Below are 17,688 nucleotides of genomic sequence, written 5' to 3' on the forward strand. Positions count from 1 at the left end.
CGGCGGTGCGGGGGTGTTCGACGCCTCGAGGTCTCGCTCGGCTATCTCCTCCCGGCGGGTTCCGCTTCGTTCCGTAGTCGGGGCGGCGGGGTGTGGCGGATGGCATATTGGCTGTCATGACTAGGGCGGCAGTGATGGGCGCGGGGTCGTGGGGCACCGCGTTCGCGAAGGTGTTGAACGATGCGGGCACCGAGGTCACGGTGTGGGCGCGGCGGACCGAGGTGGCCAAGGTCCTGGCCGCCGAGCATCGCAATCCGTCCTATCTGCCCGATGTGGAGCTGCCCGGGATCTCGGCCACCGACGACTTCCGGGTGGCGCTCGACGGCGCGGACACGGTCGTGCTGGCGGTCCCCTCGCAATCGCTGCGCGCCAACCTCGAGGTGTGGAAGGACGCGATCGGCGCCGACGCCACGCTGCTCAGCCTGGCGAAGGGGATCGAGACCGGCACGCTGCTGCGGATGAGCGAGGTGATCGCGGCGGTGACCGGCGCCGGGACCGGCCGCATCGCGGTGCTGTCGGGTCCGAATCTGGCGCGCGAGATCGCCGCGCAGCAGCCCGCCGCCTCCGTCGTGGCGTGCACCGATGCCGCGCGCGCCGAGGCGGTGCAGCACGCGTGCGCCACCGGCTACTTCCGCCCGTATACGAACACCGACGTCGTGGGCTGTGAGATCGGCGGCGCCAGCAAGAACGTCATCGCCCTGGCCTGCGGTATCGCCGCCGGCTTGGGGCTGGGCGACAACTCGATCGCGAGTCTCATCACCCGCGGCCTGGCGGAGATCATCCGGCTGGGGGTGGCGCTGGGCGCGAATCCGGTCACGCTGGCCGGGCTGGCCGGTATCGGCGACCTGGTGGCGACCTGCACCTCGCCGCTGTCGCGCAATCGGTCGTTCGGGTATGTGCTGGGCGAGGGCGGGTCCATGCAGGCGGCGCAGGAGGCCACGCACGGGCAGGTTGCCGAGGGCGTCAAGTCGTGCACCTCGATTCGCGCGCTGGCCGAGCGTCAAGGGGTGGAGATGCCGCTGACCACCGCGGTGCACCGGGTCTGCCACGAGGGACTGTCGGTGGCCGAGGCAGTCGGCCAGTTGCTCGGGCGGCGGATGAAGCCGGAATGATTGATCGCCGCCCGTCCCGGGTACGGTTCGCTCTATGAGCAACCGGATCAGGGTCGCGGTGGTCTTCGGCGGACGCAGCAACGAACACGCCGTGTCGTGCGTGTCGGCGGGCTTCGTCCTGCGCAGCCTGGACCCCGAGCGGTTCGAGGCGGTGCCGATCGGCATCACCCGCGAGGGCACCTGGGTGCTGGCCGATTCCGACGCCCGCGCGCTCGCGATCGCCGACCGTTCGCTCCCCGCGGTGGACTCGTCCGGGACCGAACTGGTGCTGGCGGCGGATCCGACCCGCTCCGGCAAGCTGCTGGCGCTGGGCGGCACCGGGTCCGGCCTCGGCGCGGTCGACGTCGTGTTCCCGGTGCTGCACGGTCCGTTCGGCGAGGACGGCACGATCCAGGGTCTGCTGGAGCTGGCGGGCCTGCCCTACGTCGGGCCGGGGGTGCTGGCCAGCGCCACCGGCATGGACAAGGAGTACATGAAGAAACTCCTTGTGGCCGAGGGGCTTCCGGTCGGCGACCACGTGGTGCTGCGGCCGGGCGTCGCGACCGTGTCCGAGGCGGACCGGCGGCGGCTCGGGCTGCCCGTCTTCGTCAAACCGGCGCGGGGCGGTTCGTCCATCGGCATCACCAAGGTCGACGACTGGGATAGGCTCGACGCGGCCGTCGCGGTTGCGCGGCAACATGATCCGAAGGTGATCGTGGAGGCGGCCGTCGTCGGTCGCGAAGTCGAGTGCGGCGTACTGGAATTCCCGGACGGCCGGGTGGAAGGCAGTGTCCCGGCGGAGATTCGGATGCCTGACGCCGATCCCGGCGCGGCGGCGCCCGAGTTCTACGACTTCGACACGAAGTACCTCGACGACGTGTGCGAGTTCGATATCCCGGCCAAGCTGAACGACGATGTGACCCAACAGGTCCGGGAGCTGGCGGTGCGGGCGTTCCGGGCGCTGGACTGCCAGGGCCTGGCCCGGGTCGACTTCTTCGTCACCGCTGACGGCCCGGTGCTCAACGAGATCAACACCATGCCCGGCATGACCTCGATCTCGATGTATCCGCGCATGTGGGAGTCGACCGGCATCGATAATCGGGAGTTGATCACGACACTGGTGGAGACGGCTGTGTCGCGGGGTACCGGGCTGCGCTGATCTCCGTCGCGCCCGGGCCGCCCGGGTACCCTCGATGGGGTGCTCGTCGCGATGACCATCCCGGGCTTGGCCCTGCTGATAATTGCGGTCGCCTTCGCCGAGGTGGCATATCGGAAGGTGACCGGCCGCGCCGCGCTGCCGTGGATGCGCGGCGAGGAGGGCGAGCGCGCCTCGGCGATCGGATTCGAACAGTTCGACGCCCTGTTCACCGCGGCCAAGCGCCACGAGTTCGAGCAGCGCCAGTCGGTGCTCATGCACCGCGAGAACCCGGGCGACGGCGCCCCGGGCGGATTCGACCTGGACCTGACCTCCGGCAAGGCACGCCTCCGCCCCTCCTGACCTCTCCTGTTCCGGCATGGCCTGCCCCTCGTATTTCCGGCATGCTTTTGGCCGGAATCGCTAGTTCGGAACCGGCCCCGGGTCGATCGGCCGGGCGGGCATCGTCTCGATGATGGTGTCCGAGATATCTTGCAGCGGTGTCGGTCCCGCGCTGTTGGGCATGGTGACGGCGATGTAGGTGCCGCGGTCGACGGCGAACCAGGTGCCGGAGGTGACGCCCGAGGTCTGGTCGCGCAGCTCGAACCAGCTCACCCCGTTCACCACCTGCAGCGACGACGCCTTGTCGAATTCCATCGGGCGGTCCAGGCCGCAGCGCAGCACGATCGGCTCGCCCCCGTCGGGCAGCTGCCAGGCGGTGGTGGCGATCGGAGCCGGTTGCGCCAGTTCGGCCTCGGTGTAGTCGCCCAGTTCGTCCGGCAGCGCGGGCAGCAGCGCCGTACAGGCCTCGCCGGTGGCTCCGGGAGCCGGAATGGAACCGAGGGCCAGCGGCTCCCGCACCGGGTTCTGCCGGGACATCACGGCGATCACCAGCACGGCGACGATCAGCGCGACCGGCAGCGCCACGGCCGTCGCGATGAGCGCGGGGGAAAACCGGGGAGCGTCCCCGTCGGAAGCGTCGCTGTAGCGGTCACCGGAGTTGTCCGCCGCTGCGGTGGGGGACGTGGAGCCGGTTCCGGCGGTGGCATCACCCGATGTCGCGCCGGATACTCGATCCGGGTGTTCGGGCTGGGTGCCTTCGGACCGCTCCGTCTCGCTGCTCATCCGGGGGTTCGTCTCCGCTCGTCCTGATTCGCGCCGCGGGTCCGGCGTGCCGCTGCTGGGATGGATTCCGGTCCCGAGCGTAGCGAACCGGATTACGCGGCTCGAGGAGGAGGTCGGAGGGTACGAAATGCCGCGTCGCCCCGACCTGGGTCCTATCGGAATGCGGAGGTCGTGGGTGTCGGCGCGTAGACGCCGCGGTCGGGAGTGTGCCGGAGGTGCGATGGCCCTGGGTGTCGGTGCGCGGAGCTCGCGGGGAGTGTGCCGGAGCCTGCGATGGTCGGGGGGTCGGCGTGCGGAGGTCGCGGGGGGTGTGCCGGAGGTGCGGCGGCCGTGGATGGGGGTAGTCGGACCGTAGGTGCGCCGAGTGTGTCTCGCGGCGGTGCGTCGCGGGCGCGGCCGGGCGCGCCAGTACTGTCGATCCGGCCGACGGCGGTCGGCTCATCGGAAGGAGAGCGTCATCACCGACAGCACCCCGCGCACGGTCCGCGAACTGGGAGAGTTCGCGCTCATCGCGCGCATGAACGGCGGCCGCAGCCAGAGCGCCGGTGTGCTGCTCGGCCCCGGCGACGACGCGGCGATCGTGGCCGCGCCCGCCGGGCGGTACATGGTCAGTACCGACATGCTGGTGCAGGACCGGCATTTCCGGCTCGACTGGTCGTCGCCCGGGGACATCGGGCGCAAGGCCGTCGCGCAGAACGCGGCCGACGTGGTCGCGATGGGCGCGGCGCCGAGCGCGTTCGTGGTGTCGCTGGGTTGCCCCGCCGACACGCCCGTCGAATTCGTCGACCGGTTCGTCGAGGGCCTGTGGCGCGAGGCGCACCGTGCGGGTGGTTCCATCGCCGGGGGCGATGTGGTCCGCAGCCCGTTGCTGGTGATCTCGGTGACCGCCTTCGGCGATCCGCCCGCCCGTCCGGTCCTGCGCTCGGGGGCCCGCCCCGGCGATATCGTCGCGGTGGCGGGGCGGCTGGGCTGGTCGGCGGCCGGGCTCGCGGTGCTGGCCGCGGGCATCGACCCCGCGAGGTTTCCGGAAGTCGTTGCCGCGCACCGAGTCCCGCAGCCGCCGTACGGGACCGTGCTCGGCATGCCCGCCGACGCCGCGATCACGGCCATGGCCGACGTGTCCGACGGCCTGCTCGCCGATCTCGGTCATATCGCCGAATCCTCCGGCGTGGCCGTCGATGTGGACTCGGGCGCCCTGACCGATCCGGCCCTGCGGCCCGCGGCCGAACTGCTCGGCGCCGACCCGGCCGCCTGGATCCTCACCGGCGGCGAGGACCATGCCTTCGCCGCGACTTTCCGCGCCGGGCAAGCACTTCCCGACGGGTGGGCGCCGGTGGGACGGGTCGGGACCGGCTCCGGCGTGACCGTCGACGGCGAGCCCTGGACCGGACCGGTCGGCTGGGAATCGTTCATGGAAGGTGGGTGAGCTACCGTCGTGAAACTCGCCAGGCTATGTTGTCCCGACATGGGCGCAAAACCACTGTCGGAGATCATCGATACGGGCTGGGCCGAAGCACTGGAACCGGTTGCCGACCGGATCGCGGCGATGGGCGAATTCCTCCGTGCGGAGAACGCCGCGGGTCGTGGCTACTTCCCGAAGGGCGAGAACGTGCTACGCGCGTTCCAGCGGCCCTTCGACAAGGTGCGCGTGCTGATCGTGGGCCAGGACCCCTACCCGACCCCCGGGCATGCCATGGGGCTGAGTTTCTCGGTGGCGCCGGATGTTTCGCCGGTCCCGCGCAGCCTCGCCAACATCTTCTCGGAGTACTCCAAGGACCTCGGCCACCCCACGCCGGGCTGTGGTGACCTGTCACCGTGGTCGGACCAGGGCGTGCTGATGCTGAACAGGGTGCTGACCGTGCAGCCCGGCCAGCCCGCCTCGCACCGCGGGAAGGGCTGGGAAGCGGTGACGGAGCAGGCGATTCGCGCGCTGGTCGCGCGTAACCAGCCGATGGTCGCGATCCTGTGGGGTCGCGACGCGTCGACGCTCAAGCCGATGCTGGGCGACGTTCCGTACATCGAATCCGCCCATCCCTCACCGTTGTCCGCTTCGCGCGGATTCTTCGGATCGAGGCCGTTCACGCGAACAAACGAATTGCTGGGTACATTGGGTGCCGCTCCGGTCGACTGGCGTCTGCCCTGACCGGGGCTATGACGCTGGATCGAAACAGGAGAAGTTGCATGCAGATCAAGTCCGTGCGTGGCGCCGTCGTCACCGTTGCCGCGGGAGCGGCCATTCTGGGCGCGCCCGCGGCCGCCCAGGCCGCGCCGCTGCCCCTGGAGCAGGCGGCCCCGCAGGAAACGACGACCACCGAGGCCGCGCCGGTGCTGGCGCTGTGGGACCCGCAGACCGGCTCGGCCTCACTGTCGTCGAATGTGAACGCCTTCGGACTGTGCGCGCTGCAGAGCATCAGTGCCGAGGTGCAGTGCCTCGGCGGAGCCAACTGACCCGGCGAATCATGCGAACCTCGATGGTGGGAGTGAACGCCTCCGTGCGGAAGGTGCCATCGAGTTCGAAACCGTATTTCCGATAGAAGGCTTGGGCGCGCGGGTTCTCCTCGAACACCCACAGCGAGGTGTCTGCGTCGGGGCGCAGCACCGCGCGCATCAGGTCGTGGGCGACGCCGGTGCCGTACCAGGCGGCCCGCACGTACAGCGCGTTCACCTCGCGGGCGGCCACCGGCGGCCGGTCCCGGGACGGGCCGCCACTGGCGAATCCGATGACGGTGTCCCCGGTGAGGGCGACCGTCGTGGAGTCGGGGTACCGCAGGCGTACGCGCTCCCACTGCTCGGCGCGGCGGTCGACGTCGAACGCGGCGAGCACGTGCCGCGACACCAGGTCCCGATAGGCCTCACGCCAGCAGGCGATATGGCATTCGGCCAGGCTGCGGGTGTGCTCGGCCGCCAGCGGCGCGATCCGCCAGGTCGGTTCGGTCATGATCCCCTGCCCATGCAACGACGACGGCGCCCCGGTCACCCTCGCGGGTGCGCCGGGGCGCCGTTCGACGGTTTCGCGCAGCTCAGCCGCGGACCACCTTGCCCGCCTTCAGGCAGGAGGTGCACACGTTCATCCGGCGGGTGTTGCCCGGGGCAACCTGCGCGCGGACGGTCTGGATGTTCGGGTTCCAGCGACGGTTGGTGCGCCGGTGCGAGTGCGAAACCGACTTACCGAAGCCGGGGCCCTTGGCGCAGACGTCGCAGACGGCAGCCATAGTCGCGAGCTCCTTCATGTCATGTGGGGACCGCTGTCTTCGCGGGACAGCCTGTCCGGAAACTTTGTCGTCATGCCTGCCCACGGAGACCCGCTGGCGAACGCGGCCGATCCACGGCTGCGTGAGGCAACCCTGCAAGACTAGCCGGGGCCGGTGATCGATGTCCAATCAGGGTCGTCGGCGGATCCGGGAGGATATGACGTACCGCACGGCGAGTGACGGCCGACTGCGCTCCCGCACGTGTCGGTGCGGGAGACTAGGCTGGCGGTCGGGGTTTGGCTGATCGCAGCTGCGGCGAAAGGACGGTGGCGTGCCCGGGTTCCGGGAGGAGCTGGATGGTGCTGCACTCGCGCGGTGGGCTCGGCTCTGCCTGGACGGACTCGAGCGGCGCCGCGACGAGATCAATGCGCTGAACGTCTTCCCGGTCGCCGATGCCGACACCGGCACCAACCTCCTCGTCACTATGCGCGCGGCGCTCCGGGCGGTCGATGCCGGGGAATCGGAGACCGGGCCCGCCGTGTACTCCGGCCGCTCTGCCATGACGCGGAGTGGCGGCGACGGCAGCAGGAGCGGCACGTTGGCGGTGGCCGTTGACGCTGGCACACACAACGGTGCGCTGCCGGAAACCGGCGACGCCGCGCGTGTGGCGGGGGCGATGGCGCGGGCGGCGACCGTTGGGGCGCGCGGCAATTCGGGCATCATTCTGTCGCAGGTGCTGCGGGGTATCGCCGAAGCCGTTGCGGGCGGCCCCCTTACGGCCGCTACGTTGCGAACGGCGTTGCGGCGGTCCGCCGTTCTGGTGCGGGAGTCGTTGAGCGAACCCGTCGAGGGCACCATGCTGACCGTGCTGGAGGCGGCGGCGGACCGGGGGGAGGACTGCGCGGAAGACTCGCTCGCCGCGGTGGCCGAGACCGCGGCGGACGGTGCGGCGAAGGCGCTGGGCGATACGCCCTCGCAGCTGGACGTGCTGCGTGCCGCCGGGGTGGTGGACGCGGGGGCGCGGGGGCTTCTGATCCTGCTGGACAGCCTGGTCACGGTGATCACCGGGCAGATTCCGTTCCGGCCGGAATACACGGAGGTCGAGCCGGTGCCCGCGCCCCCCGCCACGGCGGCGCGCCCCGGGCCACGCGGTCGCGCCGGAGTGGAGGGATCGTCTGCCCCTGGCGGCCGCTCGGCCCCAGGTGCTGCTCCCCGCGGGTCGCCCCCCGTTGTGGGCCGGGACTTGGCTGCCTTGCTCGGATCCGGCGGTTCGTCGTGTGCCGGAACGGTGGGGAGTTCATACCGTGCGGCGGAAACCGCGGCGGGCGCGGACGGTACGAGCGACGATGACGGTGTGGCGCGACCGCAGTACGAGGTGATGTACCTGCTGTCGGACACCGACGAGAACCGCATCGCGGACCTGCGCGACTCCCTTGCGCGCCTGGGCGATTCGGTCGTCGTCGTCGGTGACGGCGGCGGCGCCTGGTCGGCGCACGTGCACTGCGCCGATGCGGGCGCGGCCGTGGAGGCGGGCCTGCGCGCGGGGGCCGTGAGCCGCATCCGGATCGAGGGGCTCGCGGTGGACGAACACCGGGGGTCCGACCGCGGGATCCTCGCGGTCGCCGCCGGGCCGGGAGCTGCCCGGCTGTTCGAGGACGCCGGAGCGGTCGTGCTGGACGGCGAGGTGACCGCCGAGGCGCTGCTGACCGCCATCCGGGACATGCCGCACCGCGAGGTGCTGGTGCTGCCCAACGGCGCGCTGCCCGCCCACGAACTGGTCGCGGTGAGCGTCGCCGCGCGCGACGGGCAGCGCGAGGTGCTGATGCTGCCGAGCGGGTCGATGGTGCAGGGCCTGGCGGCGCTGGCCCTGCACGACGGCGGCCGCACCGCCGCCGACGACGTGTTCGCCATGTCCGAGGCGGCCGCCGCGGCCCGGTGGGGCGCGCTGCGGGTGGCCGCCGAGCGGGCGCTGACCATCGTCGGCACCTGTGAGCCGGGCGACGGCCTCGGGCTGGTCGGACACGACGTGGTCGTGATCGACCCGGTCGTCGGCGTGGCCGCCCGCACGCTGCTGGACCGGATGCTCGGCCTCGGCGGTGAACTGGTCACGCTGCTGCTGGGCGCCGCGGCCCCGGCCGGGCTGAGCGAGGCGCTGACCGAGCACATCATCGCCAACTTCCCGGGCGTCGAGGTCGTCACCTACGACGGCGGGCAATCCGCAGACCTGGTGCAGATCGGGGTGGAATAGATGACGACGCTGCGCGACCGGCTCGATCACGTGCTGGGCGTGAAGGCGGCCGAACCGCTGGCCGACGCCTTCGATATGCACACCGTGGAGGACCTGCTGCGGCACTACCCGCTGCGCTACGCGACGCAGGGGCAGCCGCTCACGGAGGAGGCGCCGGAGGAGGGCGCGCACCTCACGGTGGTCGGCCGGGTGACCAAGACCGAGAAGCGCCCGATGCGCCAGCGGCGGGGGAATCTGCTGAAGGTGGAACTCGACGCCGGCTCCAGCCGCCCCGTGGAGATCACGTTCTTCAACGGCGACAAGGTGAATTACCTTGTCAAGCAGGGCGTTCGGGCGATGATGTCGGGCACCGTGCACTACTGGCGCCCCGATCGGTGGAACCTGTCGCACCCGTCGTATCTGATCCTGCCCGAGGCGGGGGAGTCGGTGGAGAACCTCACCTCGGTGCGCGGCAGCGGCAACCTGCGGGGGCTGGCGCAGAGCGCGAAGGGCGCGGGGGGAGTGGACGTCTCGTTCTTCGAGCGCGAGTACATTCCGGTGTACGCCGCCACCGCGAAGGTGCAGAGCTGGGACCTGCTGGCCTGCGTCCGGCAGGTGCTCGACCAGCTGGATCCGATCGACGACCCGCTGCCCCGGGATATTCGGGAGGACCGCGGCCTGATGGCCGTGACCGACGCGCTGCGGCTGATCCATCTGCCGGAGCGCAAGTCCGATATCGAACAGGCCAGGGAGCGTTTGCGTTTCGACGAGGCGCTGGCCCTGCAGTTGGTGCTGGCGGAGCGCCGCCACGATGCCGAAGGCCGCGCCGCGAAGCCGTGCCCGCCCCGCGCCGACGGCATCGCAACGGCTTTCGAGCAGCGCCTGCCGTTCGAGCTGACCGCCGGGCAGCAGAAGGTGATCGCCGAGATCTCCGACGACCTGTCCCGCGATCACCCCATGCACCGGCTGCTGCAGGGGGAGGTCGGCTCGGGCAAGACGATCGTGGCCCTGCACGCGATGCTGCAGGTGGTCGACTCCGGGCTGCAGTGTGCCCTGCTGGCGCCGACGGAAGTGCTTGCCGCCCAGCACTATCGGTCGCTGCGTGCGATGCTCGGCGACCTCGGTGCCGCGGGTGAGCTGGGCGCCGCGGAGTACGCCACGAAGGTGACGCTGGTGACGGGCTCGATGCCGGCGGCCGCGAAGAAGGCGGCGCTGCTGGACGCCATGACCGGCGAGGCGGGCATCGTCATCGGCACCCACGCGCTGATCCAGGACGCGGTCGAGTTCCACGATCTCGGCATGGTGATCGTGGACGAGCAACACCGCTTCGGTGTTGAACAGCGGGATGCGCTGCGCGCCAAGGCCAAGAACGGGATCAGCCCGCACCTGCTGGTGATGACCGCGACCCCGATCCCGCGCACCATCGCCATGACGACGCTGGGGGATCTGGAAACCTCCACGCTCACCGAGCTGCCGCGTGGGCGCTCGCCCATCACCACCAAAGTCGTTCCCGCCAAGGCGCATCCGGCCTGGGTGGAGCGGGCCTGGGAGCGTATCCGCGAGGAGGTGGCCGCGGGTCGCCAGGCGTACGTGGTGTGCTCGCGCATCGGCGACGAGGACGAGAACGGACACGGCAAGGGGCGCAAGAAGAAATCGGAGGAGGGGAAGGAGGCTTCCACCACGCACGCCGCGACCGACGTCTTCGAGACGCTGCGCGGCGGTCCGCTCGCGGACCTGCGGGTGGGCCTGCTGCACGGCCGCCTGCCCAACGACGAGAAGGACCGCGTGATGCGGTCGTTCAACGACGGCGACGTGGACGTGCTGGTGTGCACGACCGTCGTCGAGGTCGGCGTGGACGTGCCCAACGCGACGGTGATGGTGATCGTCGACGCCGACCGGTTCGGGGTCAGCCAGCTGCATCAGTTGCGCGGGCGCGTCGGGCGCGGCAAGCACCCGGGCCTGTGCCTGCTGATCACCGAGACCTCGCCGATGGGCGGCGCCATGGTCCGGCTCGAAGCGGTCGCGGGCACCCTCGACGGCTTCGAGCTGTCGGTGCTCGACCTGCGCCAGCGCCGCGAGGGCGACGTGCTCGGCTCCGCCCAATCCGGCACCGCCCGCAGCCTCCGCCTGCTCTCGCTGCTGGACGACCTCGAGATCATCACCACGGCACAGCAGTTGGCACGGGAACTCGTCGAGGCCGACCCGGGCCTGAAAAAACACCCTGGCCTGGCAAGCATGATGCGCGCGGCGGTAGACGCCGAACGCCTGGAATACCTGGCCAAGTCGTAGCCGCCGCGTCGCACGCGGCGTGACTACTCCCGTTCCGGTGGCGTCTCGTCCGGTTCCGTGGCGTCCCTTCCCGCTCCGTTGTGGTGTCCCTTCCCGGTCCGGTGTGGTGTCCCTTCCGCTCCGGCGCATGGCACCACCATTATTGCCGGCATGCTTTTGGCCGGAATCTACCGGGTGGAAACGTGTCGGTGGTCGGTGGGATGCTGCCAAGGTCGGATTTCTGGAGGCTGCGAGGCAGGAGGGAGCGCCGGTGGTAGCGATCGATCTCGAATGGGGCCGCAAACCCACTATGCCGCAGGTGCTCTCCCGGCTGCGGCCGCGCCAGGGCATCGGCGGCGTCCCGCCGACCGTGCTCGTGCTGCTCGGCATCGTGAGCGTCCAGATCGGTGCCGCGCTGGCCAATCGGCTGTTCGCGGCCACCGGACCGGGCGGTGCGGTCAGCCTGCGGCTGTTCTTCGCGGGCATCGTGCTGCTCGTCTTCTGGCGCTCCGCGCTGCGCATCGAGCGCCGCGCCCTGCCGGTGGTCCTCGCGTACGGCACCGTGCTCGCGGCGATGAACCTGTTCTTCTACGAGGCGATCGACCGCATCCCGCTCGGCATGGCGGTCACCATCGAATTCCTGGGCCCGCTCGCGGTGGCCCTGGCCGGGTCGCGCCGCTGGACCGATCCGGTGTGGGCGGTCCTGGCCGGTGGCGGCGTCCTGCTGCTCACCCACGCCGATGGTCCGGTGGGGTGGGCGGGCGTCGCGTTCGCCCTGGCGGCCGCCGCGTGCTGGGCGGGCTACATCCTGCTCAGCGCCAAGCTAGGCGAGAAGACCAGCGGCGGTGGGGGTTTGGCGCTGGCCATGGCCTTCGGCGGTGTGTTGATGGCGCCGGTCGGCATCGCCGAGGCCGGGTCCGCGCTCCTCCAGCCGTCCGTGCTCGCCGCCGGATTCGGCGTCGCCATTCTGTCCTCGGTGCTGCCGTACTCGGTGGAACTCGAGGCCCTGCGCCGCATCCCGCCCCGCGTCTTCGGCGTCCTGATGAGCTTGGAACCCGCCGTCGCCGCCTTCGCCGGGCTGGCGGTCCTCGGCCAACTGATGAACATTCAGCAGTGGGGCGGCATCGCCTGCGTCGTCGCCGCCTCCATCGGCGCCACGCGTTCGGCACGGGTGTGATCCGCCTGATGTCTGTCGGCGCCGCTACGGACCGGCATCCCGCGCTCGGGCGGTATGGTGGATGTCGTGCGGGACCGGGGGATCGAGTTCAAGCCGGATGCGGATGACCCCAAGCGGGTGACGGTGGCCAGGGGCCTGCCGAACGGAGTTTCGCGCGCGGAGATCACCTTCCGGATCGAGGGCGGGATTCGGGGCACCCGGGTGGTGCGGCGCTCCGAGGCCGGGTTCGCGCATCTGCGGACAATCGTCAACGGCGGATATGAAGGTTCGTGGGGTGCGGCGACCCACCTGTCCCTCCCAGAGGCCGCGCATTACCTGGCTCAGGCGCAACAACGTATAACGCTGCAGGAGAACGAGATCCGCCGTCGTCGCGAGGCTGTTGACCTCACCTGCCCGTGGTGCGAGCGACAGCGGACATACATCGGCGTGCTGGGGTTCGTCACGGGGCACAGCGGGCTGCTGACCGATCATCCGAGCGACTGGGGTCAGGAGGTCGTGAAACAGCACGCCTATCGATGCGACCGGTGCGGTTCCATGCAGTTCTTCGCCGAGGGCTTTCTGGCTCACCCGCTCCCCGGCCGCCCGGCCGAGGAGCAGACCTTGGAGTAGGCGAGGGTCAGCAGTTCGGGTTGCAGTGGAATCAGGGGTGCCGATCAATGGCCCTCGGAAGCTCAGGGACGGAGCGGTTCGGCCAGTGCCGCCATCGCCTGATCGATGCCGCCCGGGGTGATGTTGCCGTAGCCGAGCACCAGGTCGCGCGCCGGACGTGCCGGTGCGGACCGGAATGTCGTGAGCGATTCGAGGTGGACTCCCGCCCGGGCTGCTTGTTCGCGCACCACGTCCGCGTCGTGATCATCGGTCAGGGTCGCCGAAGTCTGTACCCCGGCGGGGATTCCGCCGCCCTACCCCTCAGGGCACCGCGCGGGGGTAGGGCAGGTCGATCGAGGTCGTCTCCGTGACGGCCAGCGGGCGTCCGATCTGCGGGAACGCCCGCTGTGGGCAGGCCGAGCGCTCGCACACCTTGCAGCCCGCGCCGATGGGGATCGCCGCGGACGGGTCGTCGAGCTGTAGGCCCTTGGAATAGGCCAGCCGGTCGGCGTATTCGATATCGCAGCCCAGGCCGATGGCGAATTCCTTTGCCGCCGTGCCGAATCCGCGCGGAGCGGAATGGGCGGTGCGGGCCACCCACAGGTAGCGCCGCCCGTCGGGCATCGAGGCCACCTGGGTGAGCACGCGGCCCGGATGCGCGAAGGCCTCGTGCACCACCCACAGCGGGCAGCTGCCGCCGACCCGGGAGAAGTGAAACGCGGTGGCGGACTGGCGCTTCGAGATATTTCCGGCGCGATCGGTGCGCACGAAGAAGAAGGGCACCCCGCGCTGCCCCTGCCGCTGCAGTGTGCTCAGCCGGTGGCAGACCGTCTCGAAACCCACCTCGAACCGCAGGCCCAGCAGATCGATGTCGTAGTGCAATTCCTCGGCCGAGCGCAGGAACTTCCCGTACGGCAGCACCAGCGCACCGGCGAAGTAGTTGGCCAGCCCCACCCGAGCCAGCGCCCGGGACTCCCCGGTGAGCGAGGGCGTATCGCTGAGCACCTCGTCCAGCAGTGGCCCGTAGAGCAGGAACGCGAGGGTGGTGGCGATCTGGAAGGCGCGCTGACCAGGGCGCAGCCGCCGGGCCAGGGTCAGGGTGCGGCTCTCGGAATCGAAGTGGCGCTTGGGAATGGCCGGGTCGGCGCCGTCGCCGCGCACCAGCACCGTCACCCCGGCCTTCTCCTCGGCGACGCGGGCCAGCTGCCGGTCCAGCGAGCCGACGGACAGCCCGCACTCGTCGAACAGCCGCTCGGCGGCCAGGTCCAACTGGGCGATGTGATTGTGGTGGTCGTAGAAGAAGTCGCGGACGTCCTCGTAGGGCATCGGGACGCCGGGCGCTCCGGTCGGGGTGGCGACCTTGGAGGACAGCAGGTCCAGCTGGTCGGTGGCCGCGCGCAGTCGCCGGTGCATGGCGACGATGGTCTTGGCGACCTCGGGCAGACGGGTGGCCAGGTCCTCGACCTCGGCGGCGGGCGGGGCCGTGCCGCCGGCGGCCTCGACCAGCACCTCGTGCAGGTCCGAGACCAGCCGCGCATCGGAGTCGGCGGCGAAGAACTGCACATCCAGGTCGAAGGTCGAGTTCAGTTTCAGCAGTACCGGAATGGTGAGCGGTCGCTGATCGCGCTCGAGCTGGTTGAGGTAGCTGGGGGATAGTTCCAGGGACTTGGCCAGCGCGGCCTGGGTCATCCGCCTTTCCTCGCGCAACCGCCGTAGTCGGGCACCCGCATACATCTTGCGCACGCCGCCGATGCTACCCACTGGCTTCGCAAACATTGCAATATTGGCTGTACTCGCCGACAAAAATCTACTGTTGCAAGGTGTTTTGTCGCGATGCGTCGCTGCGTAGCGTGCGAAGTATGAAGCGTCATATCGCACGTTCCCATGCCTCGGCGGATGACTTTCCCCGCTCGGACCATCTGGCGACCCGGATCGCGGAGGTGGCCGCCGACCCCGTCCCGGTGCCGACGGAGGTAGCGGAGATGATCGTCAACCGGATCATCGACAATGCCGGGGTGGCCGCGGCCGCGCTGCGCAGGCGCCCGCCGACGACCGCTCGACGTCAGGCGCAGGCGCACCCCTACGCGCCGGGTGCCACCGTCTGCGGCTTGCCCGCCACGCACCGGTTCTCACCCGAGTGGGCGGCGTGGGCCAATGGAGTCGCGGTGCGGGAGCTGGACTTCCACGACACCTTCCTGGCCGCGGAGTACTCGCATCCGGGAGACAACATCCCGCCGATCCTCGCCGTCGCGCAGCATGCCGGGCGCGGCGGCGCGGACCTGATCCGCGGTCTCGCAACGGGTTACGAGGTTCAGATCGACCTGGTGCGCGGAATCTGCCTGCACGAGCACAAGATCGACCACATCGCTCACCTCGGGCCGTCCGCCGCGGCCGGTATCGGCACCCTGCTGGGCCTGGACGCCGAGACGATCTCTCAGGCCATCGGCCAGGCCCTGCACACCACGACCGCCACCCGGCAGTCGCGCAAGGGGGAGATCTCCAGCTGGAAGGCCTTCGCGCCCGCCTTCGCGGGGAAGATGGCCGTGGAAGCGGTGGACCGGGCCATGCGCGGCGAGGGCGCCCCCGCGCCGATCTGGGAGGGTGAGGACGGCGTGATCGCCCGGCTGCTGGGCGGCAGGGACGCGGAATACGCCGTGCCGCTACCGGTTCCGGGGGAGCCGAAGCGGGCGATCCTGGACAGCTACACCAAGGAGCATTCGGCCGAGTATCAGAGCCAGGCGCCGATCGACCTGGCGCGCCGGATGCGCTCGCGCATCGGCGATCTCGGCAAGATCGCCTCGATCGTGCTGCACACCAGCCACCACACGCACGTGGTGATCGGCAGCGGGTCCGGCGATCCGCAGAAGTACGACCCGCACGCCAGCCGGGAGACGCTCGACCATTCGGTGCCCTACATCTTCGCCGTGGCCCTGCAGGACGGAACCTGGCACCACGAGCGTTCGTACGCGCCGGAGCGGGCGCGGCGGCCCGACACCGTGGCGCTGTGGCAGAAGATCCGCACGGTCGAGGACCCGGAGTGGACCCGGCGCTACCACTCCGCCGATCCGAGCGAGAAGGCGTTCGGCGCACGGGCGGTAGTGACGCTGGCCGACGGCGAGACGATCGTGGACGAGCTGGCCGTGGCCGACGCGCATCCGCTGGGGGAGCGGCCCTTCGGGCGCGAGCAGTACATCGCGAAGTTCCGCACCCTCGCCGAGGGCGTACTCGAGCCCGCCGAGCAGGACCGCTTTCTCGATGCGGCGCAACGAACTCCGCGGCTGCGGCCGGACGAGCTGGACCAGCTGACGTTCACGGTCTCTCCCGACGTGCTCGCGGCGGCGCCGTCGACCGGAAAGGGAATCTTCTGATGCCGCCGGAACGTATCTCAGTCGCCTTCCCACACCACGGCCTGCGCCGCGATCACGTGGATGCCGTTGAACGTGACCGAGGGCGAGCCGTGCAGACGGTAGCCGTCCTCCAGGAGCTTGCTGATCCGCTCACAGAAGATGGCGTCGTCGGGGCCGGTGATCAGGCGGTAGCGCAGCGGTTCGGTCATAAGACGAGCCTAGGGCCATCTCACTCCACCGCAGCCACAGCTCCTGCACCCTCCTCTTTCCGGCCCGCTTCACCCCCATCTGTCCGGCGCGTTGCACCCCCACCTGTCCGGTGCGTTTCGCTCTTGTCTGTCTGGTGCGTTTCGCCCTGGTCTGGCTGGCGCGCTTTGCCCTTGTCTGTCCGGCACGCTCCACCGTTGTCTTTCCGGCGCGCCTGGCCCTCGTCTTTCGGGTCTGCTTCACCCTTGTCTTTCCGGCGTGTTTTTGGCCGGAATCTCCTGGTGGCGGGGATGGATCCCGGCCAAGAGCACGCCGGGACGACAATGGGGCAGGGCATTCGGGCCGGGACGACAATGGGGCAGGACATTCGGGCCGGGACGACAATCGGGCAGGACGTTCGGGCAACGCGGCGGCGGTCGCTGTGACCGGGCTGATGGCGGCGGCGAGGTCCGCGAGCGACAAGCGGAAGGCGCTGCGGGCCGGGCTGGCCAGCGGGCGGATCCAGCGGCTGCCCGGGGCGTTCAACCCCCTGGTGGCGAAGCTGGTTCAGGAACTCGGGTTCGAGGGCGTGTACGTGTCCGGGGCGGTGGTCTCCGCCGAACTCGCGCTGCCCGATATCGGGCTGACTACGCTGAGCGAGGTGACCGAGCGAGGCCGCGCGATCGCACGGGTCACCGATCTGCCGACACTGATCGACGCCGATACCGGATTCGGCGAGCCGATGAGCGCGGCCCGCACGATCACGCTGCTCGAGGACGCGGGCCTGGCGGGCTGCCACATCGAGGACCAGGTGAACCCCAAGCGGTGCGGGCATCTCGACGGAAAGGCCGTCGTACCGGTCGAGGAGATGGTGCGGCGCGTCCGGGCGGCGGTCTCGGCCCGGCGCGATCCGGACTTCGTGATCTGCGCCCGCACCGACGCCCGCGGCATCGAGGGGCCGGCCGCGGCGATCGACAGGGCCAAGGCCTATGCCGACGTGGGTGCCGATCTGATCTTCACCGAGGCCTTGGCCGATGCCAGCGAGTTCGCGAAGTTCCGTGCCGCCGTGCCGGTTCCGCTGCTGGCCAATATGACCGAATTCGGCAAGTCGGACCTGCTGTCGGCGGAGAGACTCGAGGGTCTCGGGTACAACGCCGTCATCTACCCGGTCACCACCCTGCGCCTGGCGATGTTCGCCGTCGAGGCCGGGCTGCGCGAAATCGCCGCCACCGGAACCCAATCCGGCCTGCTCGACACTATGCAGCATCGAGCACGGCTGTACGAGCTGCTCGGCTACCAGCACTACAACGAATTCGATTCCGGCATCTTCAATTTCACCGTGAGCGAGTGACT

The 17,688-nt window shown here is 70.3% G+C and carries 18 protein-coding genes; 12 read left to right on the forward strand and 6 right to left on the reverse strand.

What is annotated here, in order from left to right:
- Window positions 1-116: 116 nt before the first annotated feature.
- Genes ACYVLQ_RS17070 through ACYVLQ_RS17080 form a run of 3 tightly spaced genes read left to right on the forward strand, consistent with a single transcriptional unit; the run spans window position 117 to window position 2,589 of the window.
- On the forward strand, window positions 117-1,112 hold the full coding sequence (locus tag ACYVLQ_RS17070) for an NAD(P)H-dependent glycerol-3-phosphate dehydrogenase (RefSeq protein ID WP_460698459.1): 996 nt from the start codon (window positions 117-119) through the stop codon (window positions 1,110-1,112).
- A 34-nt stretch (window positions 1,113-1,146) separates the two neighbouring features.
- Window positions 1,147-2,250, forward strand: coding sequence for a D-alanine--D-alanine ligase family protein (locus tag ACYVLQ_RS17075; protein ID WP_460698460.1), 1,104 nt, complete (start codon window positions 1,147-1,149; stop codon window positions 2,248-2,250).
- 39 nt (window positions 2,251-2,289) lie between these two features.
- Window positions 2,290-2,589, forward strand: coding sequence for a DUF6191 domain-containing protein (locus ACYVLQ_RS17080; protein ID WP_460698461.1), 300 nt, complete (start codon window positions 2,290-2,292; stop codon window positions 2,587-2,589).
- Between the two features lie 60 nt (window positions 2,590-2,649).
- On the opposite strand, the gene ACYVLQ_RS17085 is transcribed toward ACYVLQ_RS17080, so the two are convergent.
- A complete protein-coding gene (locus tag ACYVLQ_RS17085; protein WP_460698462.1) occupies window positions 2,650-3,351 on the reverse strand; it encodes a DUF3515 domain-containing protein in 702 nt (233 codons plus the stop codon).
- Between the two features lie 457 nt (window positions 3,352-3,808).
- On the opposite strand from ACYVLQ_RS17085, the gene ACYVLQ_RS17090 reads away from it, so the two are divergent.
- Genes ACYVLQ_RS17090 through ACYVLQ_RS17100 form a run of 3 tightly spaced genes read left to right on the forward strand, consistent with a single transcriptional unit; the run spans window position 3,809 to window position 5,799 of the window.
- The gene (locus ACYVLQ_RS17090) at window positions 3,809-4,777 is read left to right on the forward strand and encodes a thiamine-phosphate kinase (RefSeq protein WP_460698577.1); all 969 of its coding nucleotides are present in this window, start codon (window positions 3,809-3,811) and stop codon (window positions 4,775-4,777) included.
- A 39-nt stretch (window positions 4,778-4,816) separates the two neighbouring features.
- On the forward strand, window positions 4,817-5,494 hold the full coding sequence (locus tag ACYVLQ_RS17095) for a uracil-DNA glycosylase (RefSeq protein ID WP_460698463.1): 678 nt from the start codon (window positions 4,817-4,819) through the stop codon (window positions 5,492-5,494).
- Window positions 5,495-5,532: 38 nt separating this feature from the next.
- A complete protein-coding gene (locus ACYVLQ_RS17100; protein ID WP_460698464.1) occupies window positions 5,533-5,799 on the forward strand; it encodes a hypothetical protein in 267 nt (88 codons plus the stop codon).
- On the opposite strand, the gene ACYVLQ_RS17105 is transcribed toward ACYVLQ_RS17100, so the two are convergent.
- Window positions 5,762-6,289 carry a GNAT family N-acetyltransferase gene (locus ACYVLQ_RS17105; protein WP_460698465.1) on the reverse strand — a complete coding sequence of 176 codons (528 nt, stop codon included), beginning with the start codon at window positions 6,287-6,289 and terminating at the stop codon, window positions 5,762-5,764. The genes ACYVLQ_RS17100 and ACYVLQ_RS17105 overlap by 38 nt on opposite strands.
- 82 nt (window positions 6,290-6,371) lie before the next feature.
- A complete protein-coding gene (gene rpmB / locus ACYVLQ_RS17110; RefSeq protein WP_011210730.1) occupies window positions 6,372-6,563 on the reverse strand; it encodes a 50S ribosomal protein L28 in 192 nt (63 codons plus the stop codon).
- Between the two features lie 310 nt (window positions 6,564-6,873).
- On the opposite strand from rpmB, the gene ACYVLQ_RS17115 reads away from it, so the two are divergent.
- The 4 genes from ACYVLQ_RS17115 to ACYVLQ_RS17130 all read left to right on the forward strand — a co-directional run bounded on the left by ACYVLQ_RS17115 (window position 6,874) and on the right by ACYVLQ_RS17130 (window position 12,823).
- Window positions 6,874-8,790 carry a DAK2 domain-containing protein gene (locus ACYVLQ_RS17115; RefSeq protein ID WP_460698466.1) on the forward strand — a complete coding sequence of 639 codons (1,917 nt, stop codon included), beginning with the start codon at window positions 6,874-6,876 and terminating at the stop codon, window positions 8,788-8,790.
- The gene (gene recG, locus ACYVLQ_RS17120) at window positions 8,791-11,058 is read left to right on the forward strand and encodes an ATP-dependent DNA helicase RecG (protein ID WP_460698467.1); all 2,268 of its coding nucleotides are present in this window, start codon (window positions 8,791-8,793) and stop codon (window positions 11,056-11,058) included.
- 250 nt (window positions 11,059-11,308) lie between these two features.
- On the forward strand, window positions 11,309-12,214 hold the full coding sequence (locus tag ACYVLQ_RS17125) for an EamA family transporter (RefSeq protein WP_460698468.1): 906 nt from the start codon (window positions 11,309-11,311) through the stop codon (window positions 12,212-12,214).
- A 66-nt stretch (window positions 12,215-12,280) separates the two neighbouring features.
- Entirely contained in the window at window positions 12,281-12,823 is a 543-nt protein-coding gene (locus ACYVLQ_RS17130) for a hypothetical protein (protein WP_460698469.1), read from the forward strand.
- Between the two features lie 62 nt (window positions 12,824-12,885).
- Here the strand turns inward: ACYVLQ_RS17130 and ACYVLQ_RS17135 are convergent, their stop codons facing one another.
- Both ACYVLQ_RS17135 and ACYVLQ_RS17140 read right to left on the reverse strand, forming a co-directional pair.
- Complete coding sequence (locus ACYVLQ_RS17135; protein ID WP_460698470.1) at window positions 12,886-13,053, reverse strand: hypothetical protein; 168 nt, start codon at window positions 13,051-13,053, stop codon at window positions 12,886-12,888.
- Window positions 13,054-13,123: 70 nt separating this feature from the next.
- Entirely contained in the window at window positions 13,124-14,545 is a 1,422-nt protein-coding gene (locus ACYVLQ_RS17140; protein ID WP_460698471.1) for a short-chain fatty acyl-CoA regulator family protein, read from the reverse strand.
- 116 nt (window positions 14,546-14,661) lie between these two features.
- On the opposite strand from ACYVLQ_RS17140, the gene ACYVLQ_RS17145 reads away from it, so the two are divergent.
- Window positions 14,662-16,170: an MmgE/PrpD family protein gene (locus ACYVLQ_RS17145; RefSeq protein ID WP_460698472.1), complete on the forward strand. Its 1,509-nt coding sequence runs from the start codon at window positions 14,662-14,664 to the stop codon at window positions 16,168-16,170.
- 17 nt (window positions 16,171-16,187) lie between these two features.
- On the opposite strand, the gene ACYVLQ_RS17150 is transcribed toward ACYVLQ_RS17145, so the two are convergent.
- The gene (locus ACYVLQ_RS17150; protein ID WP_460698473.1) at window positions 16,188-16,358 is read right to left on the reverse strand and encodes a DUF1737 domain-containing protein; all 171 of its coding nucleotides are present in this window, start codon (window positions 16,356-16,358) and stop codon (window positions 16,188-16,190) included.
- A gap of 419 nt (window positions 16,359-16,777) precedes the next feature.
- On the opposite strand from ACYVLQ_RS17150, the gene prpB reads away from it, so the two are divergent.
- Window positions 16,778-17,686: a methylisocitrate lyase gene (gene prpB, locus ACYVLQ_RS17155; RefSeq protein WP_460698474.1), complete on the forward strand. Its 909-nt coding sequence runs from the start codon at window positions 16,778-16,780 to the stop codon at window positions 17,684-17,686.
- Window positions 17,687-17,688 lie beyond the last annotated feature (2 nt).

Source organism: Nocardia thraciensis (assembly GCF_054782435.1).